The 27000-nt window shown below is 36.8% G+C and carries 28 protein-coding genes; 17 read left to right on the top strand and 11 right to left on the bottom strand.

Annotated features, from left to right (window positions below; all coding sequences use genetic code 11):
- Positions 1-74: 74 nt before the first annotated feature.
- The 3 genes from MKY94_RS16430 to mutY all read right to left on the bottom strand — a co-directional run bounded on the left by MKY94_RS16430 (position 75) and on the right by mutY (position 2198).
- Positions 75-284, bottom strand: coding sequence for a gamma-type small acid-soluble spore protein (locus MKY94_RS16430; protein ID WP_225216174.1), 210 nt, complete (start codon positions 282-284; stop codon positions 75-77).
- Between the two features lie 103 nt (positions 285-387).
- Entirely contained in the window at positions 388-1131 is a 744-nt protein-coding gene (gene fabL, locus MKY94_RS16435; protein WP_342577413.1) for an enoyl-[acyl-carrier-protein] reductase FabL, read from the bottom strand.
- A complete protein-coding gene (gene mutY, locus MKY94_RS16440) occupies positions 1128-2198 on the bottom strand; it encodes an A/G-specific adenine glycosylase (RefSeq protein ID WP_342577414.1) in 1071 nt (356 codons plus the stop codon). The genes fabL and mutY overlap by 4 nt, the downstream gene beginning before the upstream one ends.
- 126 nt (positions 2199-2324) lie before the next feature.
- Here mutY and MKY94_RS16445 point away from each other — a divergent pair, with 126 nt between their 5' ends.
- Complete coding sequence (locus MKY94_RS16445) at positions 2325-3305, top strand: metal-dependent hydrolase (RefSeq protein WP_342577415.1); 981 nt, start codon at positions 2325-2327, stop codon at positions 3303-3305.
- A 32-nt stretch (positions 3306-3337) separates the two neighbouring features.
- On the opposite strand, the gene MKY94_RS16450 is transcribed toward MKY94_RS16445, so the two are convergent.
- The 3 genes from MKY94_RS16450 to recX are packed head-to-tail and all read right to left on the bottom strand — an operon-like array spanning position 3338 to position 4728.
- Positions 3338-3592 (bottom strand): YfhJ family protein, encoded by a 255-nt coding sequence (locus MKY94_RS16450; protein WP_144541428.1) that lies wholly within the window; start codon positions 3590-3592, stop codon positions 3338-3340.
- A 1-nt stretch (position 3593) separates the two neighbouring features.
- Positions 3594-3923, bottom strand: coding sequence for a YfhH family protein (locus tag MKY94_RS16455; RefSeq protein ID WP_144541426.1), 330 nt, complete (start codon positions 3921-3923; stop codon positions 3594-3596).
- Positions 3913-4728: a recombination regulator RecX gene (gene recX / locus MKY94_RS16460; protein WP_144541424.1), complete on the bottom strand. Its 816-nt coding sequence runs from the start codon at positions 4726-4728 to the stop codon at positions 3913-3915. The genes MKY94_RS16455 and recX overlap by 11 nt, the downstream gene beginning before the upstream one ends.
- A gap of 101 nt (positions 4729-4829) precedes the next feature.
- Between recX and MKY94_RS16465 the strand changes: the two genes are divergently transcribed.
- From MKY94_RS16465 to MKY94_RS16500, 8 genes are all read left to right on the top strand, one after another.
- Positions 4830-5726, top strand: coding sequence for a TIGR01777 family oxidoreductase (locus tag MKY94_RS16465; RefSeq protein ID WP_144541422.1), 897 nt, complete (start codon positions 4830-4832; stop codon positions 5724-5726).
- Positions 5727-5857: 131 nt separating this feature from the next.
- Complete coding sequence (locus tag MKY94_RS16470) at positions 5858-6667, top strand: polysaccharide deacetylase family protein (protein WP_151112929.1); 810 nt, start codon at positions 5858-5860, stop codon at positions 6665-6667.
- A 126-nt stretch (positions 6668-6793) separates the two neighbouring features.
- Positions 6794-8167, top strand: coding sequence for a 23S rRNA (uracil(1939)-C(5))-methyltransferase RlmD (gene rlmD, locus MKY94_RS16475; RefSeq protein WP_342577416.1), 1374 nt, complete (start codon positions 6794-6796; stop codon positions 8165-8167).
- Between the two features lie 133 nt (positions 8168-8300).
- The gene (locus MKY94_RS16480) at positions 8301-8825 is read left to right on the top strand and encodes a DUF1456 family protein (RefSeq protein WP_151112925.1); all 525 of its coding nucleotides are present in this window, start codon (positions 8301-8303) and stop codon (positions 8823-8825) included.
- 551 nt (positions 8826-9376) lie between these two features.
- Positions 9377-10897, top strand: coding sequence for an aldehyde dehydrogenase family protein (locus MKY94_RS16485; protein ID WP_151112923.1), 1521 nt, complete (start codon positions 9377-9379; stop codon positions 10895-10897).
- 23 nt (positions 10898-10920) lie between these two features.
- The gene (locus MKY94_RS16490) at positions 10921-11280 is read left to right on the top strand and encodes a DUF779 domain-containing protein (RefSeq protein ID WP_342577418.1); all 360 of its coding nucleotides are present in this window, start codon (positions 10921-10923) and stop codon (positions 11278-11280) included.
- Positions 11281-11576: 296 nt separating this feature from the next.
- Positions 11577-12992, top strand: a complete 1416-nt coding sequence (locus MKY94_RS16495; RefSeq protein ID WP_144541410.1) for an alanine/glycine:cation symporter family protein — start codon at positions 11577-11579, stop codon at positions 12990-12992.
- A gap of 119 nt (positions 12993-13111) precedes the next feature.
- The gene (locus MKY94_RS16500; protein ID WP_342577420.1) at positions 13112-13687 is read left to right on the top strand and encodes a DNA-3-methyladenine glycosylase I; all 576 of its coding nucleotides are present in this window, start codon (positions 13112-13114) and stop codon (positions 13685-13687) included.
- Between the two features lie 264 nt (positions 13688-13951).
- On the opposite strand, the gene MKY94_RS16505 is transcribed toward MKY94_RS16500, so the two are convergent.
- The gene (locus tag MKY94_RS16505) at positions 13952-14629 is read right to left on the bottom strand and encodes a hypothetical protein (RefSeq protein ID WP_144541408.1); all 678 of its coding nucleotides are present in this window, start codon (positions 14627-14629) and stop codon (positions 13952-13954) included.
- Between the two features lie 94 nt (positions 14630-14723).
- Between MKY94_RS16505 and MKY94_RS16510 the strand changes: the two genes are divergently transcribed.
- The 3 genes from MKY94_RS16510 to MKY94_RS16520 all read left to right on the top strand — a co-directional run bounded on the left by MKY94_RS16510 (position 14724) and on the right by MKY94_RS16520 (position 16490).
- The gene (locus MKY94_RS16510; RefSeq protein WP_144541407.1) at positions 14724-14945 is read left to right on the top strand and encodes a hypothetical protein; all 222 of its coding nucleotides are present in this window, start codon (positions 14724-14726) and stop codon (positions 14943-14945) included.
- A complete protein-coding gene (locus MKY94_RS16515; protein WP_195761979.1) occupies positions 14939-15235 on the top strand; it encodes a YetF domain-containing protein in 297 nt (98 codons plus the stop codon). Before MKY94_RS16510 ends, MKY94_RS16515 begins: the two co-directional genes overlap by 7 nt.
- Before the next feature lie 115 nt (positions 15236-15350).
- Positions 15351-16490 carry a zinc-dependent alcohol dehydrogenase gene (locus tag MKY94_RS16520; protein WP_144541405.1) on the top strand — a complete coding sequence of 380 codons (1140 nt, stop codon included), beginning with the start codon at positions 15351-15353 and terminating at the stop codon, positions 16488-16490.
- 35 nt (positions 16491-16525) lie between these two features.
- Here MKY94_RS16520 and MKY94_RS16525 read toward each other — a convergent pair whose 3' ends face one another.
- Together MKY94_RS16525 and MKY94_RS16530 are read right to left on the bottom strand one after the other, a co-directional pair.
- Positions 16526-17434: an EamA family transporter gene (locus MKY94_RS16525; RefSeq protein ID WP_342577421.1), complete on the bottom strand. Its 909-nt coding sequence runs from the start codon at positions 17432-17434 to the stop codon at positions 16526-16528.
- Positions 17435-17597: 163 nt separating this feature from the next.
- Entirely contained in the window at positions 17598-18785 is a 1188-nt protein-coding gene (locus tag MKY94_RS16530) for an MFS transporter (protein ID WP_342577422.1), read from the bottom strand.
- A 373-nt stretch (positions 18786-19158) separates the two neighbouring features.
- On the opposite strand from MKY94_RS16530, the gene MKY94_RS16535 reads away from it, so the two are divergent.
- The 3 genes from MKY94_RS16535 (at position 19159) to MKY94_RS16545 (ending at position 23154) form a co-directional block, all read left to right on the top strand.
- Complete coding sequence (locus MKY94_RS16535) at positions 19159-19344, top strand: SE1561 family protein (RefSeq protein WP_144541402.1); 186 nt, start codon at positions 19159-19161, stop codon at positions 19342-19344.
- A 226-nt stretch (positions 19345-19570) separates the two neighbouring features.
- On the top strand, positions 19571-21100 hold the full coding sequence (locus MKY94_RS16540; RefSeq protein ID WP_342577423.1) for a fumarate hydratase: 1530 nt from the start codon (positions 19571-19573) through the stop codon (positions 21098-21100).
- A 152-nt stretch (positions 21101-21252) separates the two neighbouring features.
- Positions 21253-23154, top strand: a complete 1902-nt coding sequence (locus tag MKY94_RS16545; RefSeq protein ID WP_342577424.1) for a heavy metal translocating P-type ATPase — start codon at positions 21253-21255, stop codon at positions 23152-23154.
- A gap of 459 nt (positions 23155-23613) precedes the next feature.
- Here MKY94_RS16545 and MKY94_RS16550 read toward each other — a convergent pair whose 3' ends face one another.
- Both MKY94_RS16550 and MKY94_RS16555 read right to left on the bottom strand, forming a co-directional pair.
- Positions 23614-24585 (bottom strand): YihY/virulence factor BrkB family protein, encoded by a 972-nt coding sequence (locus MKY94_RS16550; RefSeq protein WP_144541399.1) that lies wholly within the window; start codon positions 24583-24585, stop codon positions 23614-23616.
- 19 nt (positions 24586-24604) lie between these two features.
- Entirely contained in the window at positions 24605-24997 is a 393-nt protein-coding gene (locus MKY94_RS16555) for a YtxH domain-containing protein (protein WP_144541398.1), read from the bottom strand.
- A 260-nt stretch (positions 24998-25257) separates the two neighbouring features.
- On the opposite strand from MKY94_RS16555, the gene MKY94_RS16560 reads away from it, so the two are divergent.
- Both MKY94_RS16560 and MKY94_RS16565 read left to right on the top strand, forming a co-directional pair.
- Positions 25258-26613, top strand: a complete 1356-nt coding sequence (locus tag MKY94_RS16560; protein ID WP_342577425.1) for a sodium:alanine symporter family protein — start codon at positions 25258-25260, stop codon at positions 26611-26613.
- 68 nt (positions 26614-26681) lie between these two features.
- Positions 26682-26903: a DUF1128 domain-containing protein gene (locus tag MKY94_RS16565; RefSeq protein WP_144541394.1), complete on the top strand. Its 222-nt coding sequence runs from the start codon at positions 26682-26684 to the stop codon at positions 26901-26903.
- Positions 26904-27000: the final 97 nt, after the last annotated feature.

Consider the following 27000-nt stretch of genomic DNA (forward strand, 5'->3'; position numbering starts at 1 on the left):
AATCCATAGGAAAAAACTGTAGTAAAAAAATCAGCGAGGGCAAAATGCCCTCGCTGATTTTTGGTGAATCCATGTTATTTTGACTGGTTAGAAGAACCGTTCGAAAACTTCCCGCTAGCTTGTTGTTTTTTCATTTCAGCTTGACGGTTTTGCTCTTTAACTTGTTGAATTACAGTTTCTGAAGCAAACTCTTGTCTTTTGTTTGGTTGTTGACTGTTATTCTTTTTCATGGATTTCACCTCCGTACAAAATATATCATGTGCACTTTTAGAGATAATATTCATTTGAAATTTAAAATTGTTAAATTATATTTTTACCACGGCGATGTGGCTGAAAGTAATTGACTTCCTCTCTATGCGGTCCAAATTAATGACCACATACTAACAATTACATTTTTATCGAACGTCCACCGTCCACTATAATAGTTTGTCCACGGATCATTAATGCGTCGTCGGATAACAGGAACATTGCTGTTTTTACCATGTCCTCAATTTCAACCATTCGACCTGCCGGAGTATTCAATCGAGCATCCTCTAATAATTGCTCTCTGTTTGGGAAATGCTTTAAAGCATCAGTATCTAATGCTCCACCGGAAACTGTATTAACTGCAATTCCTTTTTCAGCCAGCTCTACTGCCAAATATCGAGTGATAGACTCAATAGCAGCTTTAGATACACCTACTGTTGTATAGTTTTCTAAATATCTAATGGATCCTAATGAGCTAATGCCTAAAATTTTACCGCCATTTGGCATAAGCTTCGCAGCTTCCTGTGCTCCGAAAAGCATTGCTTTTGCATTAATATTCATCGTCCAGTCCCAATGGGATTCCTCTAATTCCATTATCGGTCGAAGAACGCCAGAAGCAGCATTACTAACGAAAATATCTAAACGACCGAACTCATCTTTGATTGTTTGGAACATCGCACGAAGCTTCTCTATATCTCCTACGTTTGCACGAATAAGCAAAGCTTTTTGACCTAAAGCTTCAATTTCTTGAACAGTTTCTAATGCAGCTGTTTTACTGCGAGCATAATTGACCACAATATCATAGCCATTTTTCGCAAGCTCGATGGCAATTGATTTTCCTAAACCCCTGCTACTACCTGTTACTAATGCTACCGGATTTGTCATGTGATACTCTTCCTTTCCTTCCATGCATTCCACATTTTTAATACGGGAATAGGCATTGGTTGATCGTTAACTTCTTCTATAGAATACCATTGGCTATTCAATGATATTTTTTTTTCGTTCATAAGCTTTGCTTCAAAGCTTTCGATTTCCCAAACAAGATGAGAAAAAATATGCTTAAATGCTATCAATTCTATTCCTTTTTGAATTTCCACTCCATAGTCAAGCTCTACCACTTCCTCAACTGTATGGGTGGAAGTTGGTAGCTCAACCATAGGGAATTGCCACATATTTGCAAGCAATCCTTTAGAGGGACGCTTCTCTAACAAAATTTTACCATCATTTCGTTGAATCACTACTGCCTTCATTTTATGTAATTTTGTCTTTTTATTTATCGTTTTTATTGGCAATTCCTCTTGAACTCCCTCATAAAAAGCCGAACAATATTCTCGCACTGGACAAAGTAAACATTTGGGCTTCGTAGGAGTGCATATAATAGCCCCAAGTTCCATTAAACCTTGGTTGAAAGCTGAAGGGTTATCCTTAAACATCAAGTTCATAACAGCTTCTTCAAATATCTTTTTCGTCTTTTGTTTAGCAATGTCCTCTTTTATCAATAAAATTCGAGAGAGCACTCTCATTACATTTCCATCGACTGCATGCTCCGGAATATCATATGCAATGCTTAACACTGCTCCAGCCGTATAAGGTCCAACGCCCTTTAGCTTTGATATTTCCTTTCGGTTGTTCGGTACTACGCTATTATATTCTTCTACAACTTCCCTTACTCCTGCTTGCAGGTTACGGGCTCTTGAATAATAGCCCAAGCCTTCCCACTCTTTTAATAGTTCTCCCTCTTCCGCTTCTGCAAGTGATTCCAGAGAGGGATATTTAGAGATAAATCTCTCATAATAAGGGATAACTGTATCAACCTTTGTTTGCTGTAGCATTACTTCGGAGACCCAAATTTTGTATGGATCTTTTGTTTTTCTCCAAGGCAAATCTCGTTTTTCCTCTAAAAACCAGGATACTAGTGACTCACCAATTTGCTTATTATATAATTCGTTCACATTTAGAATCCTTTCCCTGCGATTATGGTATGTAATAATAGGGTATAACTTTAATAATTACTTTGTTAATTTATCTACTTTATCTTATGATTAAGATAACTTGTTTCCTAAAGGAGCTGGTCACACATGGATACAGGTACACATATCGTTATGGGTATTGCACTTGGTGGTTTGGCAATGGCAGATCCCGTCGTTACAAGTAGTTCTCTAACTACTACTGCAGTAATTGCAGGAACTATAATCGGATCTCAAGCCCCTGATATAGATACTGTTCTAAAATTAAGAAATAATGCAATCTACATACGCCATCATCGTGGTATTACCCACTCTATTCCAGCCGTTCTTTTATGGCCGTTACTTATATCTGGTGTATTGTGGTTAATTATCCCTGAAGCAAATTGGCTTCATCTTTGGCTTTGGACGTTTTTAGCAGTGTTTCTTCATGTCTTTGTTGATATTTTTAATTCATATGGAACTCAGGCATTGCGCCCCTTCTCTAAAAAATGGGTGGCATTGGGAGTCATAAATACATTCGATCCAATCATATTTGGCATTCATGTACTAGGCCTATTATTATGGATGTTTGGATTTAATCCAGTACCTACATTCCTAACAATGTACGCTATAATCGCTATTTATTACATTTTACGCTTTGCGGTGCAAAGTGCTGTTAAAAATAGTGTAAGGAAAACGATTCCAGATACAACAGAAATTATTGTTGCTCCCACTATAAAATTTTTTCAATGGAGAATTGCAGCTAGCTCAGAGACCCATCATTATGTAGGTAGAGCATACGGACGTTCCATTACAATTTATGATAAGTTTGAACGAGAGGAAATTCCTGATTCTCCTTTAGTAGAGGCAGCGCTTAAAGATACAAACCTAAGTGCCTTCACTTCGTTTTCGCCTATTTACAGATGGGAAATAACAAAGTTCGAACATATTCACGAAGTACGTCTTATCGATTTACGTTATAGAAGTAATGATTATTATCCTTTTGTGGCAGTTGTGCACTTGAATGAAGACTTAGAGATTATCAACTCATACACAGGCTGGATATTCAGTGAAGATAAACTAAGAAAAAAATTAGACTTTTTACCTCATTAAAACAGAGACGCTAGGAATCCTATTCCTAGCGTTTAATCTGTATCCAGTAAATGCTTGTATTTTTCGTTCGTGGTGGCAAACTCATGCAATTGTCCGCCGTAGCCATCTATCCATTTTTTAATGACCATTTCTGTCACCGCTGCGCCTTTGTATTCATAACCTGCGCGCGCATAGGATGATTCAAAATCAGACCATAGTAATTCTATCCAAGCCCTTGCCTTTTCAAAGGACAGCTTATCATTTTTCTCTAGTAATAAATTTGTTAACTCATTTATTTTAGTTTCCATATTATTTTCCTTCCTCTAATGGCTCTAGTATAGAAATTGGTAATGCTTCCTCGTACTTATCTCCACCTAAACGATATCCCCAAGCAAATTTACCTTTTAAATATTCTACTTGAAAGAACATCCCTGGGTCACCACTAATTCTATACATTTCTCCTGGTTTAATCGAATTGACATCAGTAAGGAAAGATTGAGCCATCATTGCTTTTCGTTCATATACTGCATACTCATTAACAATGCCTAATTGCTCTGCCTTTCTTGCTTTTTCTTTTAAGTTAGCAATTTCAGTTCGAAGCTCCTGCTCAGACATCTGACTATATTTTTTATTGTTCATCTAGTGCTTCCAACTCCTTCTTTTCTATATACAAGTCTATATGCTCAGCAGGAAATCCTTTTAGGTAAAGTGCCTGCTTCACACGCTGTTTCAGATCAAAGCCACTATATTTGGAAGAATACTTCCTCCAGATCTTCTCTCCTTGAGTTGCAATTATGTCTAGCCATTCTTCATCTTTCTTTTCTAGCTCAAAGGAATCAATTGCTTGAGAAATGATGCTAAAGTTATAACCTTTTCTTTGAAGGTTTTCCTGCACCTTTTGTTTGATTTGCCGAGGGGTTTTATTTTGGTTTTGATTGATAATTTTTTCAGTTAGCTTTTTGGCAATAGAAACCTGTTCCTCTTCCGAGTATGTAGCAAGCACTTCCTCCTGAAGTTCCTTTTCTATCCCTTTTTTCTTCAGTTCCTGACGAATAGCAGCAGGGCCTTTCTTGCTACTATTTTTTTGAGTCTCAACTAAAGCCTTTGTAAAACTTTCATCATTTAGAAATCCGTGCTCATACAATTTACGAATAGCTTCTAACACGACAGCCTCGCCGAACTCACTTTGTAATAGCTTTTGCTTTACCTCATGCTCACTTCTCATCCGAAAGCTTAAATAATTGATGGCTTTATTATAAGCCTTTCGCACTTCATCATCAAAAACAATTTCATCTAAAGTGAAAGCCTCAATGACTTTTCCTTTAGTCAGTTGATATTTTATCAAGACTGCCTCGTCTACACTAAAGGCATACTTTTCATCCAAATATAAATTATACCGTTCATTATTCTTTTTTTGACGTCCTATTTTTGTAATAATCGGCATACGATAATCTCTCCATTCCACTTACTTTAAGTATAACGTATAAATTCGTGTGTGATAAATGATTGAACTGTTACTATAGTGTAAAGAGGAGGCTGATTTAGATGAAAGTAGCAATAACTGGCGGAACTGGTTTTGTAGGAAGAGCTTTGACGAGGCTGTTGGAACATAAAGGACATGAAGTTATTATTTTATCGAGGTCACGCTCGCATCAACAAGGTAACGTCACATACATTAACTGGCTTTCAAATGATACTAGACCTGAGGAATATTTGGAGGGTATTGATGCAATAGTAAATTTAGCTGGAGAATCGATTAATAACGGACGTTGGTCAGAAAAGCAAAAAGAAAAAATCTATGATAGCAGAATGCAAGCCACCAACGAAATAATTCGTATTATAGGAGTATTAGGACAAAAACCAAAAGTATTAATCAATGCAAGCGCTATAGGAATTTACCCCGCTTCTAACGAGAGAATATATAACGAACGTTCTACTGAGAAAGGACATGACTTCTTAGCTAAAACAGTAGCTGATTGGGAGCAAAAAGCTTCCTCCGCTGAGGAATATGGAGTCCAAGTAGCTTTTGGGAGATTTGGAATTATATTAGGCAGAACAGAAGGAGCGCTTCCGTTAATGGCACTCCCCTACAAAATGTTTGTTGGCGGTCCTATAGGAAAAGGAGATAATTGGATGTCCTGGATTCATGTTCAGGATGTCGCTAATGCGCTTTTATTTGCAATTGAGAACAATATAGGCGGACCTTTTAATGTAGTTGCCCCCGATCCTAAAAAGATGAATGAATTTAGTAAAACACTGGCGACCGTATTAAAAAGACCTCATTATTTTCCGGTTCCAGCATTTGCTTTAAAATTTGCACTTGGCGAAAAAAGCCAACTTGTCTTAGAGGGTCAAAAAGTACTTCCTGAAGTATTGATAGCAGCTGGATTCGCTTTCGACTTCCCTGATCTAGAAAGTGCCTTAAATGATATATATAAATAGTAAGTCCACTTGCATTATAGTAAAACTAACCAACTGGTAAAAATGAATAAATCCCACTCCCAAGTGCAATCTATTTTTAAAGAGATTGCGCTTTTTTGTCCAAACATTCATTAGAAAAGGAGCAAATAATTATGTGGAAGCAGCACGTAATAGGAATTATAATAGCAACCTTTATCATAAGCCTCGGCTTTTCCTATGAGCCATTTACGGCAGAAGCGAAGGAGATACATTGGGGATTTAAAAAAGCTCGAGATGAAGTTCCACCTGAGGCCGGAGCAGAACTAGATGCATTGTTAGAAAAACACGGGGCAATTTATAAAGGCCCTGCTGACAAGAAGATTATATACCTCACCTTTGATAATGGTTATGAGAACGGCTATACCGCTAGTATTTTAGATACATTAAAAGCAGAAAATATTAGTGCCACCTTCTTTTTAACAGGCCATTATCTAGAGAGTGCCACCCCACTCGTAAAACGTATGATTGAAGAAGGACATCAAATAGGTAACCATTCTTACGGGCATCCAAATCTTGCAAAAATGTCAAAGGATGAAATAAAAAAAGAACTACAGAAATTTGATAACCGTCTAAAAGAGCTTACTTCTTTAGAGAGAACTACTGTCACTAGACCTCCCGAGGGAATTTTTGATGAAGATGTATTAGCTGCAGCAAATGAAATTGGTCATCAGCATTTTTTCTGGTCAATCGCTTTTATTGATTGGCATCGAGATCAGAAAAAAGGTGGTCAATATGCTTACAACGAGTTAATAACACAAATTCATCCAGGGGCAATCGTCCTTATGCATACCGTGTCTCCTGACAATGCAGATGGGCTTCCGGCCTTTATTAAAGAAGCGAAAAAACGAGGCTATACATTTGGTAGGATTAATGATCTTAACTTATCCAAACTAGATATACCTGATTATTCACTTCCACAGTAAATTCCTTTATAATAGATGTTAATGCAACTAGGTGCCAGTTAGTATCATTAACTGGCACCTTTAACTTGCAACCGACCATATAAAAAAGTTATACTGTTTTATTGGTTGATAAAGGACGTGAAGGATATGAAAGAACAAACAGTTATAAAAGTAGGACAAGAGTTCCCACTTACTATAAAGAGGCTAGGCATTAATGGTGAAGGAGTCGGCTTCTTTAAGCGCAATGTAGTATTTGTTAAAGGAGCACTTCCTGGAGAAGTGGTAACTGCTCAAGTAACTATAGTAACTCCAAAATACGCAGAAGCAACGATAAAAAAAATCAGACAGGCTTCTCCAGACAGAGTGAAACCACCTTGTCCAGTTTACGAGGCTTGCGGAGGATGCCAACTTCAGCATATGACCTATGAGCGAGAGCTAATTGAAAAAAGAGACATGGTAATCCAAGCGCTTGAGCGATATATGAAAGACCTAACTCCAACGATTGAGGTCAGATCTACGCTTGGGATGGAAAACCCTTGGTTATATCGAAACAAAAGCCAGTTTCAAACAAGACAGCTAGGTAATGATGTAATCGCCGGTTTGTATGCAGAAGGTACTAACAAGTTAATCGATATTAACGAATGTATGGTACAACATCCTGCCACTACCCGTATCACAAACGAAATAAAAGCGTACTTAAAAGAGCTTAACATTCCAATTTACGACGATAAAAATCCTCAGGGACTTGTTCGTACTATTGTTGTGCGTACCGGAATGAAAACTGGGCAAATCCAAGTGACATTAGTGACTACCCAAAAGAAAATGCCACGTAAAGAAGACCTTGTACAAATGATTCGCAAAATTGATTCTAATATTGTGTCCATTAGCCAGAACATTAACCCTGGAAAAACATCTTTAGTGTTTGGTGATACGACCTTCAATTTATTTGGTAAGGAAATCATTCAAGAAAAACTTGGAGAATTGGCATTTGACCTATCTGCTCGTGCATTCTTCCAATTGAATCCTGAACAAACTGAGCACCTTTACGATGAGATTGAAAAAGCTTCCGGATTAACTGGTAAAGAAACAGTAGTGGACGCATATTGTGGTGTCGGAACAATTGGGCTTTGGCTTGCTAAAAATGCTAAAGAGGTTCGTGGTATGGACATTATTGAGGAGTCTATTAAGGATGCTAAGAAAAATGCTAAACGTAACGGCTACCAAAACACGATGTATGTTCATGGAACTGCAAAAAAATGGTTGAAACAATGGCAGAGCGAAGGGTTTGTACCAGACGTACTGACAGTAGATCCGCCTCGAACTGGATTAGATCAGGAGCTTCTTAAAACAGTGCTAGAAATAAAACCTAAACGTTTTGTGTATACTTCATGTAATCCTTCCACTCTTGCAAAGGACTTGCAGGAGTTGACGAAAATTTACCATGTAGAATATATGCAGCCTGTTGATATGTTCCCACAGACAGCTCATATTGAAGTAGTTACTTTGCTTACGTTAAAATAATGGTTCATTGTAAAAAGGATCCGGGAATCTGAGTGATTCTCGGATTTTCTTCTATACTGTTTATCACTGTAGAAGGAAGGCTATTACATAACATTAGAAGCATATGCATTTGAAAGCTAGAGGAGGATTATAAATGGAAAATAATGATATATTGATCCGATTGAGATATGCATTAGATATTAAAAACAAAGAAATGGTTGAAATCTTTAAACTTGGTGGCGTAGAAATTTCCAAGGAAGACGTTTTGAAGCTGTTAACTAAATCCAAGGATAGCTTTGAAAGTGACTATGATGAGAGTCCTGAGGAAGAGGATAACCAATTAAAATGTAACAATAAAATGTTAGAATCCTTTTTAAATGGTCTTATTACTTTTAAAAGAGGACCACAGGAGCAAAAACAAGGACAACAAGTAGCCCCACCATCCCCATCTGGAAATAGTGAAAGTGTCAATAACATGCTTATGAAGAAAGTGAAAATAGCATTGGCATTAACTAGTGAGGATATGATTGATATTCTCGAAGAGTCAAGAGTAGCTATTACGAAAAGTGAGTTAAGTGCCATCCTACGAAAAGAAGGTCACCGCAACTATAAAGAATGTGGCGACAAATTTGCTAGAAATTTCTTAAAAGGGTTGGCCATCAAATATAGAGGTTTATAAATCCTCGGTGACTGTCCTCTGAGTCCTCTATCATTTAAAATATATTGAAAAGGCAAGAATGCTGCTGTTAAACCAACATTCTTGCCTTTTTATATGTTCTATTTTCAGACCATTTTTAAGAGCTTACCAGCATAAATATTATCTTTTTAGAAACAGTTTACTGAAAATATTTTTTAATAATATATTTTTAATTTAGCAAAGACATACCCCTTATGAAAGCCAATCTAAATCTTAATTAAAATTAGAATAAAGATTCATTATATATGCATAAAAATTCATGAATTATTTTATTATTCTGTTATAATACATTATACAAAAATCCACTTAAATATATAGATAATTGTTATATATCAATTATCTAATGTTAAATAATTGTATATTAACCAATTGTATATTTTCAATTTTAAAAAGAAACTTTTTTTTCTAATTGTGAATAAAAAATGAATTTATTTCTTGCTTTCTTTTTTTTTCTGGTGCATGATGTGATTATTGCAAGGCGTCAGACGTCTGAGCATTAAGTGATAAAAATATTATTTTTGGGGGCAATAAATATGATTTATGCAAATCCTAATACTGCTGGTGCAGTAGTTGACTTTAAAGATCATTACGATAATTTTATCGGCGGACAATGGGTAGCTCCAGTTAACGGAGAATACTTCGATGTAGTCTCACCACTTACAGGTAAAGTATTTACTAAAGCCGCTCGTTCTACAGAAGCAGATATCGAGCTTGCATTAGATGCTGCTCATGCTGCTAAAGGTGCTTGGGCTGCTACATCTGTAGCCTACCGTGCGATTATTTTAAACAAAATTGCTGACCGCATGGAAGAAAACTTAGAAAAAATTGCTGTTGCGGAAACATGGGATAATGGGAAAGCTGTTCGTGAAACATTAAATGCTGATATTCCATTGGCAATAGATCATTTCCGTTACTTTGCAGGGGCTATCCGTGCTCAAGAAGGCGGTATTAGTCAAATTGATAACGATACAGTAGCTTATCATTTCCATGAGCCAATCGGGGTTGTAGGACAAATTATTCCTTGGAACTTCCCTCTACTAATGGCTGTTTGGAAAATCGCTCCAGCCTTAGCTGCTGGTAATACAATTGTTATGAAACCAGCTGAACAAACACCTGCTTCATTAATGGTGTTATTAGAGCTTATCCAAGATATCCTACCAACTGGTGTTTTAAACGTTGTAAACGGTTTCGGTGCAGAAGTTGGGAAACCACTTGCTACAAACCCACGTATCCAAAAAGTAGCGTTCACTGGTTCAACTGGTGTTGGTCGCTTAATCATGCAATATGCAACTGAAAACATTATTCCTGTAACATTAGAGCTTGGTGGTAAGTCACCTAACGTATTCTTCGAAGACGTTATGGATGCAGATGATGAGTTCTTAGACAAAGCAATCGAAGGCTTGGTATTATTCGCTCTTAACTCTGGTGAAATTTGTACTTGTCCATCTCGTGCACTTGTTCAAGAATCAATTTATGAAAAATTCATGGAACGTGCATTAGAACGCATTAAAGCTATTAAAATTGGTAACCCATTAGATACAGAAACTATGATGGGCGCTCAAGCTTCCAACCAACAATTACAAAAAATTCTTTCTTACATCGAAATTGGTAAAGAAGAAGGCGCAGAATTGTTAATCGGCGGAACTCAAAATAAACTTGAAGGTGACCACGAAGGCGGTTACTATGTTGCTCCAACAGTATTCAAAGGGAACAATAAAATGCGTATCTTCCAAGAAGAAATCTTTGGACCAGTACTTTCTGTTACTACATTCAAAGACTTTGACGAAGCAATGGAAATTGCGAATGATTCTGAGTTCGGATTAGGTGCTGGAGTTTGGTCTCGTAACATTGACACGGCTTACCGTGCTGGTCGTGCAATCCAAGCTGGTCGTGTTTGGACAAACACTTACCACCAATACCCTGCTCATGCAGCATTCGGAGGATTCAAGCAATCTGGTATCGGTCGTGAAAACCACTTAATGATGCTTGAACACTATCAACAAACTAAATGTATGCTAGTTAGCTACAACAAATCAGCAATGGGCTTCTTCTAAAAAGTTAGAAAAGAGATGAAAGAATGGTAGAACGCATCGTAGCAACAGAAAAAGCTCTTACGCTAATCAATGAGCTTGAGACAAAGCATGGGGCAATTATGTTCGTACAGTCTTCTGGCTGCTGCGATGGTTCTGCTCCAATGTGCTACAGGCAGGGAGACTTCTATATCGGAAGTCGTGACCTCCTAATTGGTACAGTTGGAAATGCGCCCTACTATATGCACCAGTCTCACTACACTTATTGGCAACATACACAGCTAATATTAGATGTCGTCGAGGGTATGGGGGCCGCCTTTTCTCTCGAAAGCACAGAAGGTATTGCATTTCATATTCATTCTCGTGTATTTTCAGATGAGGAAAGAGCGGAATTACCTACTCTTTAACTTGATATGGATAAAAAGAATAATCTTTTTATCCATATTTTTTTATACCTATTTACACAAATAGTGTAATTAGACTTTCCTCTTTGAAATTTTTATTATAAAATTATTAGATTGTAATATTTCTGTTTGAAAATAGAGAGTTGGTTTTTACACAAAACCAACTCTATTTATTTACTCAACAAAATTCATCTTACAAAATGAGCATTTGTGAGATGTTTAGATAAGAGAAATTAAACCAATCTATATAAAATAGGTATTACATAACTAGCGTTACGGATTTTTAGGAGGAATTAATAATGAGTTTGTTTGAAAGTATGTTACAGGATGTGAATAATGCTTTATATTCTTACATATTAATCATACTCTTAGTAGGAGTAGGAATATTTTTCACAGTAAAGACAAAGTTTATTCAAATTAGATTAATACCAGAAATGTTCCGTGTTGTTACAGAAAAAGCTACTGTTGATAGTTCTGGAAAAAAAGGCGTCTCTTCCTTTCAGGCTTTTACAATATCTGCGGCCTCTCGCATTGGTACCGGCAACATAGCTGGTGTTGCAACCGCTATTGCGCTCGGAGGACCTGGAGCAATATTTTGGATGTGGATGATTGCTATTATTGGTGGTGCTTCTTCTTTAATAGAAAGTACTCTGGCACAGGTGTACAAAGTTAAAGATGGTAACATGTACCGTGGTGGACCAGCGTACTATATGGAAAAAGGATTAAATAAGCGTTGGATGGGTATTCTTTTTGCAGTTGTGATTACTCTTACATATGGATTTGTTTTTAATGCAGTGCAAGCCAACACTATCACTATTGCTTTTGAAGAGAGCTTTGGATCTAGTCGAGTAGTAGTTGGTATCATTTTATCAATATTTACTGCAGTCATAGTTTTCGGTGGTCTTAAGCGAATAGTAAGTGTTACGCAAATTCTAGTACCAGTGATGGCATTAGCATATATTGCTGTTGCTCTACTTGTAGTTTTTTTGAACATTAGTGAATTACCAAATGTATTCATTCTTATATTCAAATCAGCATTTGGTTTTGAAGAAGCATTTGCAGGGATGGTCGGAGCTGCCATCATGAATGGGATTAAAAGAGGATTATTCTCAAATGAAGCAGGGATGGGTTCTGCCCCAAACGCAGCGGCGACTGCTTCCGTTTCTCATCCTGTGAAACAAGGTCTCATTCAAACACTTGGTGTTTTTATTGATACAATAATTGTTTGTACATCAACAGCTGCCATTGTTTTACTTAGCGATGCATACCTTCAATCTGAAGCAGCTTCGGTTAATTTAACACAGGTTTCTTTAGTTGATAGCTTAGGTAGCTGGGCAAGTACATTTTTAGCCATCGCGATATTTATGTTTGCTTATAGCTCAGTAATAGGTAACTACTATTACGGCGAAACAAACATCGGCTTTATCAAGGAATCCAAGACTATGCTACTTATTTTCCGTGTACTTGTAGTCGGTTTTGTTATGTTTGGTTCTGTGGCAAAAGTTCAACTTGTATGGGATTTAGCTGACCTCTTTATGGCTTTAATGGCTATCATTAACCTAGTTGCTATCCTTATGCTATGGAAAATTGCCAAACGTGTTATAAATGATTATGTGTTACAACGAAAAAAAGGATTGGATCCTGTATTCTACAAGGAAAATGTACCTGACATAGGAGAAGTAGAATGCTGGGGTGATGAAGACAAAGATCGTTAACATTATAAATGGTTGGTAGTGGAATATCACTACCAACCATTTTTTATTGCTATTTAGTATTTTCTATAATACAATAAAAACAGAATATACGTTCGTATTAAAAGGGGATGACCTTAAACATGGAGAATAGATGTAATTGGGTAGTTGGCAAGGAACCTTTATACAAAGAATATCATGACCGAGAATGGGGTGTCCCCGTTTATGATGATAGACACCTATTTGAGATGCTATGTCTCGAAGGCGCTCAAGCAGGACTTAGCTGGTGGACAATATTACAAAAACGTGAAAACTATCGCCAAGCATTTGATAACTTTGAGGCCAACAAAATTATTAATTACAATGAAGAAAAGATCCAATCTCTTCGTGAGAACAGCGGAATTGTTCGAAACCGCCTTAAAATTCTTAGTGTGATAACTAACGCCCACGCTTTCCTAAAAATTCAAAAGGAACATGGATCTTTTTCTAATTATATTTGGAGTTTTGTTGATGGCTCTCCTATTATTAATCATTGGAATTCGGTTAATGATGTACCTACTTCCAATGAAATAAGTGATTCAATGAGTAAACGTTTAAAAAAAGATGGCTTTGTTTTTGTTGGAAGCACTATTTGCTATTCATATATGCAGGCTGTTGGAATGATCAACGACCACACGATGGACTGTTATCTTCATCCCTCCAACTTAAAAAAGCGTTAAAATACACTGAATTTGCCCTTTAGTTCTAAATTCCCTTGTTTTAATGTAGGTTTGGACAGACTTATTCTATATCATTGCCGAATAATTTTAGACTGTTGAGTCCACTGACTTCACGTCTTTTTAATAATCTTATAGATATGCCTGTCCGTAGACTTCCTACAAGGCTGAAGGATTATCGTTCCCCGCAAAACACGATGTCTAAAGCTAAGATCAAGAGGCTCTCCTATAATCAAAGGGATTAACACTATCGTTTAGATTGCTCTTTTATGCATTATAGAATTCATTTGTGAGTCTCTCCATATATTCCTCTTCACTTTCTCCTTCTCCCTGTTTGTATTTTTCCATTAAAATTGGTGTTAGCTTAGACCAAAGTACATCCATTATATAGATATCTCGATCAAAGATATTATCTAATTCTTCTAAAGTAACTCCAATACTTTTAGCATATTGCTCCTTTTCTTCTGGAACAATGCCCTTTACATTCTCTTCTATATAGCTAGCAACCTCTGAAGGTTTAACCTCGATATTATATTTCTTTTTAGCCATTTCTATCGCCAACAAATTTTCCTTCACATAATATTGGGAGTATACTTTTAACTCCTCTTTATCATATTCTTTATTTCCTATAACGCTTTCTACCTTTAAGCGGAACTCCATTTTGTCTTCATTGAAGTAAGTTAAGATGCTCTCCTCTGTACCCTTTTCAATTTCTTCTTGAACTGAAAAGCTAGGGATTTCCTCCAATACCTGTTCAATTGCTTGATCTAACTTTGCATAATCTAATTCCACAATATTTTCTTCACCTTCGTGGCTATGTCCCTCATGGTCATCATGGTCCTCCTCAGCTATACCTGTACCATTAGAAAGTTCCTCATCCTTACCACAGGCTGTAAGTATACTCAAAATTATCAATCCCAACAAAAATATATTTATTTTCTTCATGTCATCTCTCCTTCAATAAATATTGACGTCCCTTATGTTTTCCTAATAGATGTTGTGGTAAAGAATTTAAAAAACAACTTTAGGAGGGTGTCAATTGTTTGATTTAAACTGGTTGGAAATCTGGCGAATAATCCTATTAGGTGTCATGGCTTATATCGTCTTAATCATCATGTTGAGACTTGCTAGAAAACGCTCCTTAGCACAGTTAAATGCCTTTGACTTAGTAATCACAGTATCTATTGGTTCAGTATTTGCTACTTTTATGCTTGATAATAAGGTCTCTATTTTCGATGGATTGCAGCTGTATTTGTGTTAATTGCTCTCCAATGGCTATTTTCGTTTAGCAGTAAAAAATCAGATACTTTTGATGATATTGTAACTGCAGATGCAGCATTGCTTTATTACAATGGAAGCTATTTTTATAAAACAATGAAAAAAGAAAGAATAGGTGAAGATGAAGTTATCCAATCGGTTCGAATGGATGGTAATTTATCTATGGATGAAGTTCAAGTCGTTATTTTAGAATCCAATGGTGAGCTTTCTATCATCCCAAAATCTAACCATTCCAAGGAAGATACAATAATTAACATAAAAAATCGATCATGACGCGCAAGACAAGATAGTTAATTTAATGCACTATGCTATTTTTTGAATTTGAAGTTTTTTTTACTTCCTCCAGGGTAATAATTAATATAGAAAACATTTTAAAGGAGGAGATAGCTTGAAGGCAGTAACTTATCAAGGCGCAAAAGATATACAAGTTAAAGAAGTTCCTGATGCCAAAATTGAAAAAAGCGACGATATTGTTGTACGTATTACTACTACTGCTATTTGTGGGTCAGACCTACATATTTACAGAGGCGGTATGCCAACACGTAAGGATTTTGTAATCGGGCACGAACCCATGGGAATAGTGGAAGAAGTAGGTCCATCAGTAACAAAAGTAAAAAAGGGTGACCGGGTTGTAATTCCTTTTAACGTTTCATGTGGAGAATGCTTTTATTGTCAAAATGAAATGGAAAGTCAGTGTGATAATTCCAACGATAATCCGCTAATCGACTCTGGAGCATACTTAGGCTACACAGAGCGATATGGCAACTTCCCTGGTGGTCAAGCCGAGTATTTACGAGTGCCTTATGGAAATTATATGCCTTTCAAAATACCAGAATCCTGTGAATTGGAGGATGAGTCATTGCTGTTCCTTTCAGACGTACTTCCTACAGCTTACTGGAGTATCGAGCACTCAGGTATGAAACAAGGAGATACTGTTGCTGTACTTGGCTCTGGACCTATCGGACTCATGGTACAGCAATTTGCTTGGATGAAAGGCGCAAAACGTGTTATAGCGGTCGATCATTTAACATATCGTTTAAATCATGCTGTTAAAATGAACAAAGTTGAAGCGTACAACTTCGAAGAATACGATGACATGGGTAAATACATTAGAGAAATTACAAACGGCGGTGTAGACGTGGTTATCGATTGTGTTGGTATGGATGGCAAAATGTCTACAATGGAAAAAGTCGGACAAAAGCTTAAATTGCAGGGTGGTACTTTAAGCGCCATTGATATTGGAATAGAAGCGGTAAGAAAGTTCGGTACGATCCAATTAACCGGTGTTTATGGTTCCAATTACAATATGTTCCCTCTCGGTAATATTTTTGAGCGAAATGTAACTATAAAAACCGGACAAGCACCTGTTGTACACTATATGCCTAAACTATATGAAATGATTACTAATGGAGATATTGATCCTACTCAAATTATTACGCATAGAGTCCCGTTAGAGCAGGCTAGTGAAGCCTATAAAATATTTCATGATCATGAAGAGGAAAGTATTAAATTTGTCTTAAAACCATAAAACAAAAAAAACGTAAGCTAGAAGCTTACGTTTTTTTATAACTCATCTGCTATTCCTAATAAAGCAATGCCCACGATTACTACGATTATTACACCGTATTGCTTCTTCGTTAGCTTCTCTTTTAAAAAGACTCTAGATAGTAACACAGAAAAAATACTATAGGAAGCAATGATTGGAGCCGCAATGATTGCATTTGAAGACATGGCAAATACATAAAAGAACTGACCTATTGTTTCTAAAATAGCTGCACTTGTCTTGTCTCTTTCTTTGAATATATTAAACTTGACTTTTTTTATAGCCTTCAGATAAACAAAAGCCACTACCGCACAAATAAAAAATGTAAACTCATACGCTAGTATAGCTGCGTCCTCCCCGATTAAACTAAGCTCATCTAAATATACTGCATCAGCAAACGTTCCAAGCCCGTCAATTAATGCGTACAAAATTGGAAATATAATAGCCATAAATCCAATAGTATATTTAGTATCTATAGTTTTAGGTTTTGCTTGCAGCACTTGTTTTTCCAGTTGTTTTTCAAAAACAGCTAGTCCGATTACCCCTAATGTAATAATAATAATAGATATTATTTCTAAAGCACTTAGCGAGTGGGTAAAAAAGATAAATAAGAGTATCGTTGTAATAGCGCCAGAGGAGTTTTGAACCGGCGATGCTATTGAGAGTTCTAAGTATCTCAACCCAATATATCCTATAGCCATTGATAGTATGTAAAGTGCAGAAACAGGTAGATACAACACCATATCCATCGGATCAAATTGAATGCCCTTAAGGAACATGTACAATGTTCCATGAATTCCCATGACCAAACCTACCATTACAACTATTTTTAAATGGCTAAATTTATCCTTGGGATCTGTACCCTTTTTATAAAATAAGTCTGCTCCTCCCCATGCTAAGGCAGTCAAAAGAGCAAATATAAACCACATAAGTCTTCCCCTTTTCTCTTTCAATTCTTGAGATATCAAATGTAAATGAAGCTATACAATTATATTAAATGAACTTGTAATGTCAATACTCTAGGAATAAGTTGGAATACTAAATAAATTTGGCTACCATTGCTCAAGTGAGTGATGGTAGCCAAATATTGTTTCACATTTTATCGGTCACAAAGTGGATAGGATTCTTAGATTTTGTAAAAAATATAAGCATAGCAAGAACACCGAGAAGTATAGCGATGAGAATTAGAAAGCTAACTCCCTCAAACAATTGAATAAACAATCCTCCAAAGAAGGGGCCTGAAAGGCTTCCTAGACTGAAAAAAATACCACAGATTAAATTTCCAGTAGGCAATAGCTCTTTTGGGGTTAAATCAGTCATATAAGCTATGCCGAGAGAAAAGGTAGATCCTACAAAGGTTCCCGCTATAAAGAAGAAAGCACCTACAACTATTGCAGAGGTTTCAAAAAAGCTAGCTGCTCCAAATGTACAAGCACCTAATCCAAGCATACTATACAAAACTTGCCTTCTGCCCAAGCGATCACTCAACATGCCAAGGGGTAATTGAGAAGCTACTCCCCCAATGGAAAATGCGGCTAAAATATATGATAAATGACTAATTTCAATCGAGTTCCGTAGAGCATATACCGGATAAATAGCATTCAGGGAAGATTCCAAAAAGCCATAACTAAATGGCGGAATAAAAGCAATCCATGCTACTGCAAAAGTTGCTCCAAATCGTTTCCATGTCCCGTTTACAGTTGAAGAAGAAATTGTTTCTGGCTTTTCATTTTTCAAGAAAAATACTAGAACCCAGGCACATAAACATAAAAGACCTGAGACGATAAACGGAAGACCCTCAAAAATTTCTACCAGTTGGACAAACAAAGGTCCAACTGCAAAGCCTAGCCCAAAAGAAAGTCCGTAAATGGCTATATTTCTTCCCAAGCGATGCTGAGGAGAAAAACTAGTAATCCACGTTTGAGTAGAAAAATGGAGTGCGTGATCACCAATTCCTATTAACAAACGAAGCACAAACCAAAAGGCTACGCTTTTCCATAAAGGAAAAAGAAGAAGTGAAACTATAACTATAAGCCCACCTATAACAATCATCGGCTTGTATCCATATTTGCGTAGTGGTGGCTCGATGAACGGCGAGATTAACAAAGTACCTATGTATAAACCTGTCGCACTCAATCCATTTAATGTTGCACTTACCCCATCCTGTTCAAAAATGACCGAGATTAAAGGCAAGAGCATCCCCTGGGAAAACCCTGAAATGGAAACTATAATAACTAATATTTTAAACCGTCTGCTCTCTAAAGCTGTAAATTGTTGCATTGGATAACCTCTTCATCTTTTTAATATAATCCAGGTTATCATAACAAAATTTTCATGCTATTTAAACAACAAAAGGCTCAGTCAATATCACTTAAGATTGACCGAGCCTTTATATATTACTAAAATCCTTGTGAGTATTCATAACTGCATTTGCGGCTATTTTGCCGGTGAAATGTCTGAACCGCCTCCTTCTAATGATTGATTGGTTTCGACTATTCACTACGGCCTCCTTTCGTATAACTTATTCATACCTTATCACATAAACAGAATAGTGTAAATATTTTGAATGCATTAATTAATAAAATAACTCTTTTTACCTATCTTTTATGCCGCTGATGTTATATTCTTATCTTATAAAGTGAGGTGTTATTCTGTGGGCAATCAAATATCAAATTCAGAACAACAAGTATCTTATTTAAAAGACCGACTTCAAATGTTTCTAGAAGTACTTGATTCTATTGAACCTGAGACGACTGATTTAGAAGATATAGACAGACTTATTCAAATGATGGATGATTTAGAACTAAAAATGGAACAATTTAAAAACTCTAAAGAGTAGTATTTTTAGCTAAAGGTATCGGAAAATTAATTTCCGATACCTTTTGTTTTTGGAGTAATTATTATTGTTTCTAGAATTCTATTTTCCTTTCAATGAAACAAGGTTCATGAAATATAAACGTCATCATTGCATAAAAGAGCAGTCGCTAAGCTGCTCTTTTTTTCATTCCATTAAAATAGTATACTTGTAATGTTTGTTACTACATACATAAAAGGGGCGCTACCAAATGCAATTGGGACAACTAGAGAGAAGTATTTATGATTTGATTACCGAAACTTCTACCAACTTACCTAAAGATGTGAGAAGAGCGATTCAAAAAGCAAAAGCTGCTGAAAATGAAGGTACTCGTGCTGCAATGAGCTTAGATACAATTACAAATAATATTCAAATGGCAGATGAAAATATTTCACCTATCTGTCAGGATACAGGACTACCAACTTTCAAGATTAAAACTCCTGTTGGTGTAAATCAAATAGAAATTAAGGAAGCTATTAAACGAGCTATCATTACTGCTACTAAAGATGCTAAACTACGTCCAAACTCCGTTGACTCTTTAACCGGAAAAAATAGTGGCGATAATTTAGGAGAAGGTGTACCTGTAGTTAAATTTGAACAATGGGAAAAAGACTATATAAAAATGAAGCTTATTCTTAAGGGTGGCGGATGTGAAAATAAAAACATCCAATATAGCCTTCCAACAGAATTAGAAGGTCTTGGACGTGCAGGAAGAGACTTAGATGGCATCCGTAAATGCATTCTTCATTCTGTGTATCAGGCCCAAGGTCAAGGCTGCTCAGCCGGCTTTATAGGAGTAGGAATAGGTGGCGACCGCTCTTCTGGATATGATTTGGCGAAGGAGCAATTATTCCGTTCTGTAGATGATATTAATCAAAATGAAGATTTAGCCATACTAGAAGCTTATATCGTGGAAAAAGCAAATACATTAGGAATTGGTACGATGGGCTTTGGAGGCGAGGCAACTCTGCTTGGTTGTAAAATTGGTGTCATGCACCGTATCCCTGCGAGTTTCTATGTATCGGTAGCATACAATTGCTGGGCATATCGCCGTATGGCCATTAATATAGATCCTTCCACAGGAGAAATTATAGAATGGCATTACCAAGATGGTGAGAAAATTGAATTTAAAGACGAAACTCAAAAAGAAGCACCTAAAAAAGTTATAGAGCTTTCTGCCCCTATCACCGAAGAGCAAATTCGTTCCCTTCAAGTAGGAGATGTCGTTTCAATTACTGGACGTATGTTCACTGGTCGCGATGCTATTCATCACCACCTTATGAGCCACGACGCACCAGTAGATCTTGATGGCCATATTATTTATCATTGCGGTCCGGTAATGCAAAAGGACGATAATGATAAATGGCATGTTCGAGCTGCCGGACCAACTACCTCTATTCGCGAGGAGCCATATCAAGGTGATATCATGAAAAAGTTTGGTATACGTGCAGTTGTAGGTAAAGGTGGAATGGGCCCTAAAACGTTAGCTGCACTTAACGAGCATGGCGGAGTATACTTAAACGCAATTGGTGGTGCTGCACAATATTATGCTGACTGCATTAAAGAAGTAGAAGGCGTAGATTTAATGGAATTTGGAATTCCAGAAGCAATGTGGCATTTACGAGTAGAAAATTTCACGGCGGTTGTGACCATGGACTCTCATGGTAATAGTCTTCATGCAGATGTAGACAAATCATCTTTAGAAAAATTGTCATTGTATAAAGAGCCTGTATTCTCTTAATTTTAATGGTTGACAGTTAAAATTCTCTAGATTATAATTATTATAAAGTAATATTTAATTTAAATTAACTGGATTTTCCATAGTGAAAATCCAGTTTTACTCTATTTTACAGAGAATTAATAATGAAAATCACTATCAAGAGGAGGATTTATATGTCGACTATAGAAGAAAAGGATACCTTCCTATCTAAAGTAATGCCCCATATAGAATTGATTGCAGCTCTATTTTCTGGGCTTTTAATATTAATCGCCTGGTTTATAGGTAAATCAGGTTTTGAAACAGTCTCCATCGTCTTTTACGTATTAGCTTTTATAATTGGTGGATTTGCTAAGGCTAAGGAAGGAATAGAGGCAACGATAGAGGAAAAAGAATTAAATGTAGAAATGCTTATGATTTTTGCAGCAATTGGTTCATCCATTATTGGTTATTGGACTGAGGGTGCTATTCTTATTTTTATTTTTGCTGTAAGTGGCGCTTTGGAAACATATACGATGAATAAAAGCCGAAAAGAGATTTCTTCGTTAATGGAGCTCCAACCAGAAGAAGCATGGAAGCTTCAAGCTGATGGAAGCACCATACGTGTTTCCATAAAGGATTTAGCAGTCGGTGATAATTTAGTAGTAAAACCAGGAGAAAGAATTCCTGCTGATGGGATTGTGATTAATGGAATGACCTCCGTTGATGAAGCAGCTATTAGTGGTGAATCTATTCCCCTTTCTAAGCAACCAAACGACACTCTATTTGCCGGCACAGTTAACTTAAGCGGCGCCATTACAATGGAAATGACTAAGACCAACGAGGACTCTTTATTCCAAAAGATTATTGATCTTGTACAAACTGCGCAAGATGAAAAGTCTCCTGCCCAACAATTTATAGAACGTTTTGAGGGTACTTATGTAAAAGTAGTTCTAATTGCAGTAGCAGTTATGATGGTTCTCCCCCACTTTTTACTTGGATGGGATTGGAACACAACTTTTTACCGAGCGATGGTTTTATTGGTAGTTGCCTCCCCTTGTGCGCTTGTTGCATCTATCATGCCCGCAACTCTAGCAGCTATTTCAAACGGTGCAAAAAATGGAATATTGTTTAAGGGTGGAATGCATTTAGAAAATATTAGTGAAATGAAAGCAATTGCTCTAGATAAAACTGGTACACTAACTCAAGGGAAACCAGTCGTAACAGACTTCTTTGTAAGAGATGATTTAGATCGTTTATCTACTCTAACTATTCTTGCTACAATTGAATCCCAGTCCAATCATCCACTTGCACAGGCTATTTCGGCATTTGCTAAGACAGAGGGAATTACACAACTTCCAATCATCTCCATTGAAGACAGACCAGGATTCGGGCTGAAAGCTTCAATTGACGGTCAGGAAATTTTAGTTGGCAAGCCTGAATTCGTAAATAAAGCGGATGCATTTGCTTTCCAAGATGGAGTCGCTGCTGCCTTAGCTGATGAAGGAAAAACAGTAATTTTCATGCGTGATGAAAAGGGAATTGCAGCTGCTGCTGCCTTGAAAGATACGGTACGCGAAGAAGCTAAAGAGGCTATTAAGCTTTTACAATCGCTAGGAATCAAAACGGTCATGCTAACCGGCGACAATGAAAAAACAGCAAAGGTAATCGCTAAAGAGGCTGGAATAGACCAATATATTGCCGAATGTCTCCCAGAAACAAAGGTTCAGCATATGAAGGAGCTCTTAGCGGAGCATTCATTTGTCGGAATGGTTGGGGATGGAATTAACGACGCTCCTGCCCTAGCAACAGCAACAACTGGCTTTGCAATGGGCGAAGGAACTGACGTGGCGTTAGAAACTGCCGACGTCATCTTAATGAAAAATGACTTAAGCAAAATTGCCTATGCAGTAAAAATGTCTCGTAAAATGCAAAGAATCGTAAAACAAAATATCTTTTTCTCTCTTGCAGTAATCACCATTCTTATCGTTTCCAACTTCTTACAGGTTGTAGACTTACCTTTAGGAGTTATTGGACATGAGGGCAGCACCATTCTCGTTATCTTAAATGGTTTAAGAATGTTAAATCGTAAAATTTAATGTAGCATAGCATCCGTCTTGTTTAGACGGATGCTTTTTTATTGTTAAGAGAAAAAATTCGGGCGCTGTGCGAAATTGTTTGATTTGAGTGGGCGCTTTTTATTGTTTCTAATCAAACCTTTTTGTGAACAGCTCCCTCCGTTAGGGGCGCTTTCCTCTTGGTTAGGAGACACTTTGCCCCACTTTAGGGGTGCTTTCTTCTTGGTTAGGAGACACTTTGCCATACTTTAGGGGCGCTTTCTTCTTGGTTAGGAGACACTTCTCTCTACTTAGGGGCGCTTTTCTTGGTTACGAGACACTTTGCCATACTTTACGGGCGCATTTCTCCTACTTACGTGACGTTTTCATCTTTTTAGTGGCGTCCGCGCAATTTACCCGATAAAAGACCCATTTCAATCCTCTAACCCAAAAAACACCCATGGGTTGAATTCATAAATATCTTCAACCCATGGGTGTTTATTAAGCTTTTTTCATTGCTTTCTTATTATCTAGTTGTAACTTTCTCTCTTGCATTACAGAATTGATTTGGCCACCAACCAACAGAATTATTCCTGTGAAGTAGAGCCATAACATGAGGATGATAATCCCCCCAATACTTCCATAAGTCGCAGAGTAGTTAGCAAAGTTACTTACATAGAAAGAGAATACTAGAGATACGAGAATCCATCCCAAAGTAGCAAATGCTGCTCCAGGGAAAACACTTCTTAGTCCTAGCTTAATGTTTGGAACAATCCAATATAGTGCACAAAGCACAATAAACATTATGATCGGAGTAAGTGTCCATCTGATATTATTCCATAGATTCACAAAGTCCTCTTGGAAACCAAAATAAGAAAATAGGATAGTGCCAATCTGTTGACCAAAAACCGGTAGAACAAGTGCTACAGCGAAAAGCAGTATCATCAGCAAAGTAAAGACTACAGATAAAGCTCTAACGATAAAAAAGGGTCTAGTCTCTTCAATATCATAAGACCTGTTCAAGGATTTCACAATTGCATTCATCCCATTTGAAGCAGACCATATCGTACCGAGAATCCCGATAGATAATAACCCACCATTCCGGCTGACTAGTACATCCGAGACAGTACCATTAATTAACTTATAAACCTCTGCTGGTGCATAGTTTTCTATGAAGCGGAAAACCTGAGCCTCATCTAAATTGAGATAAGGCAGTAATGTAACGATAAAAATTAATAAAGGAAATAATGATAAAAGGAAAAAGTAGGCTAACTGTGCTGCCAGACCAGTAATATCCGTTCGCTGGATATGAGCGATTAAATGCTTGAAGTACCCAGACCACGATGTTAAGTCATGGTGCTCCTCTTTCTTTTTCTCCTTCTTTTTAAAATTTAAAAATTTTAGCTTTTGATACCAGCCTGGAGAGGAAGATTTCTTATTTGATTTATGAGGTTGATCCATCCTTGATACCATTTCTTCCTCTCCTTTACATTTAAGATTGTAATTTTGGTTCGTAAATACTTTTAGGTTCCTCATTTTCTGGAACTACAATTGATTTATACTCTTCTTTTGATTGTGAGAAAGTATCTTTTGTATCAGTAACAAGAGTTTTAACTTGAGGTGTAATTTCTTTAACTTCATTTACTTTTTGTGAAATATATTTTGCATCTGAAGTGAATTGATTATAAACTGATTGCCATTTAGTCACCTGTTGTTCAATAGTCTGCTTCAGCTCGTCACGGTTTTTATTGTAATATTTAATTTCGTTTCTAACTCGGCGAGATTGGTTCATTACGGAATCTCTTGTTTTTCGATCTAACATTGTAAGCGCCCCACCAAGAATAGCACCGTATAGTATCCCTTTAACGAATTTGCTTTCACTCATACGTATGACCTCCAAATTTAGCTATTTTATATTAATTTTATTATACCCTGGCTTTTACGAATCAAACTATTAATAATAATATTTTACAAAAATAAGCTTGACTATTTGAGAGAATTTTACGAATATTGTTAAAAGGATAAAAATTAATGTGAAAGGAATTGAATGCAAATAAATTTAGTTTATTAAAATTTTGTTATTTCCTCATTTTTTGAGATGCTAGCAAAAACTTTAATAACAAAACGAATTAAGGAGGATATTAATTGGATAAGTTACTAGAAATATTAAAAAGTGTCTCAGATGTACTATGGGGAATCCCTCTACTCATCCTAATAGTAGGGACAGGAATTTTTTTAACCATCCGAGTCGGTTTCCTACAAATTAGAATGCTGCCAGTAGCTTTAAGGCTTACTTTTTCTAGAAAGCATGATAAGACAGCGGAAGGAGATATATCACAATTCCAGGCGCTAACTACTGCACTTGCTGCTACCGTAGGGACAGGTAATATTGTCGGTGTTGCTACTGCAGTTTTACTAGGAGGTCCTGGTGCAGTTTTCTGGATGTGGTTCTCCGCTTTCTTTGGGATGGCAACCAAATATAGTGAAGCAATACTAGCAGTTAAATATCGTGTAAAGGATGCTAAAGGTCAAATGGCCGGCGGACCTATGTATTACATAGAACATGGCTTAAAACAAAAGTGGTTAGCAGTGCTGTTTGCTATTTTTGGTGCATTAGCTGCATTCGGAATAGGAAACGGCACACAAGCTAATTCAGTTTCGAGCGCAGTTGAATCTACCTTTGGAATTGAAACGTGGGTTACTGGCATAATTCTCACTATTTTTACTGCTCTCGTTATTCTTGGAGGTATTAAATCTATTGGAAATGTAACTGCAGTATTTGTACCGGTAATGGCTTTGTTTTACATACTCGCTGGTCTTGTAATAATGGTTACCAATATTACAGCAGTCCCTGAAGCTTTTGCTATTATTTTTAAATCTGCGTTTACAGGAGAAGCAGCAGTTGGCGGAGCTGTTGGTGCAGCTATCCGTTATGGTATTGCACGCGGCGTATTCTCTAATGAGGCAGGACTTGGTTCCGCTCCAATAGCTGCCGCGGCTGCAAAAACTGATTTACCTGGTCGACAGGCTCTCGTTTCTATGACTCAAGTATTTCTAGATACATTTATAATCTGTTCAATCACAGGAGTTACGATTGTAATGTCTGGGATGTATAAAGATCCTAATATAACTGGTGGAGATCTTACTTCAGCAGCCTTTGGTCACTTCCTTGGGGATTGGGGGCCAATAGTAATTGCTGTAGGTCTAATTTTCTTTGCATCTTCTACAATTTTCGGATGGGCCTATTACGGAGAAAAATGCTTCCAGTACTTATTTAAGAATCCGTCGTTGTTAATCATTTATCGTATTGCATTTGTTGCCATGGTGTTCATCGGATCCGTTGTTTCTTTAGATTTGATATGGACCTTTTCGGATATTACCAATGCTTTAATGGCTATTCCTAACTTAATAGGATTACTTGGCCTATCCGGAGTTATAGTTTATGAAACGAAACGTATAAAAAACAAGCTAAAAGAAGAAAAACTAGCTAGCAAGTCTTAATTAGTATTTGACATTCCATCCGTAGCGTGAAATGATATTTCTAATGTATGAAAGGCAGGTACAAAAGAATGGATCTAACTCAACCTTCCGTTGAAAATATCAGCTATATGCTTGAAACAATCAAGGAAAAATTACGTATGGTAAATGTAGATGCGATGAAATCAGAGGATTTTAAAGCTACAGCCTATGAAGATCTCGTATATTTATATGAAATGGTCAACAAAAGAGATTCTTTTAGTCCAAGTGAAATGCAAGCAATTGTTGCAGAGCTTGGTAGTTTAAGAAAGTAAGCTGAGCATAAGTCTTTTTCGCAAGTCTAAATCGACTGTATCACAGGAAAAACAAACTATTAGAGAGGTAACCCGGTCTATTCCAAGGTTACCTCTC

This window comes from Psychrobacillus sp. FSL K6-2843 (assembly GCF_038626375.1).
Classification (GTDB): domain Bacteria; phylum Bacillota; class Bacilli; order Bacillales_A; family Planococcaceae; genus Psychrobacillus; species Psychrobacillus faecigallinarum.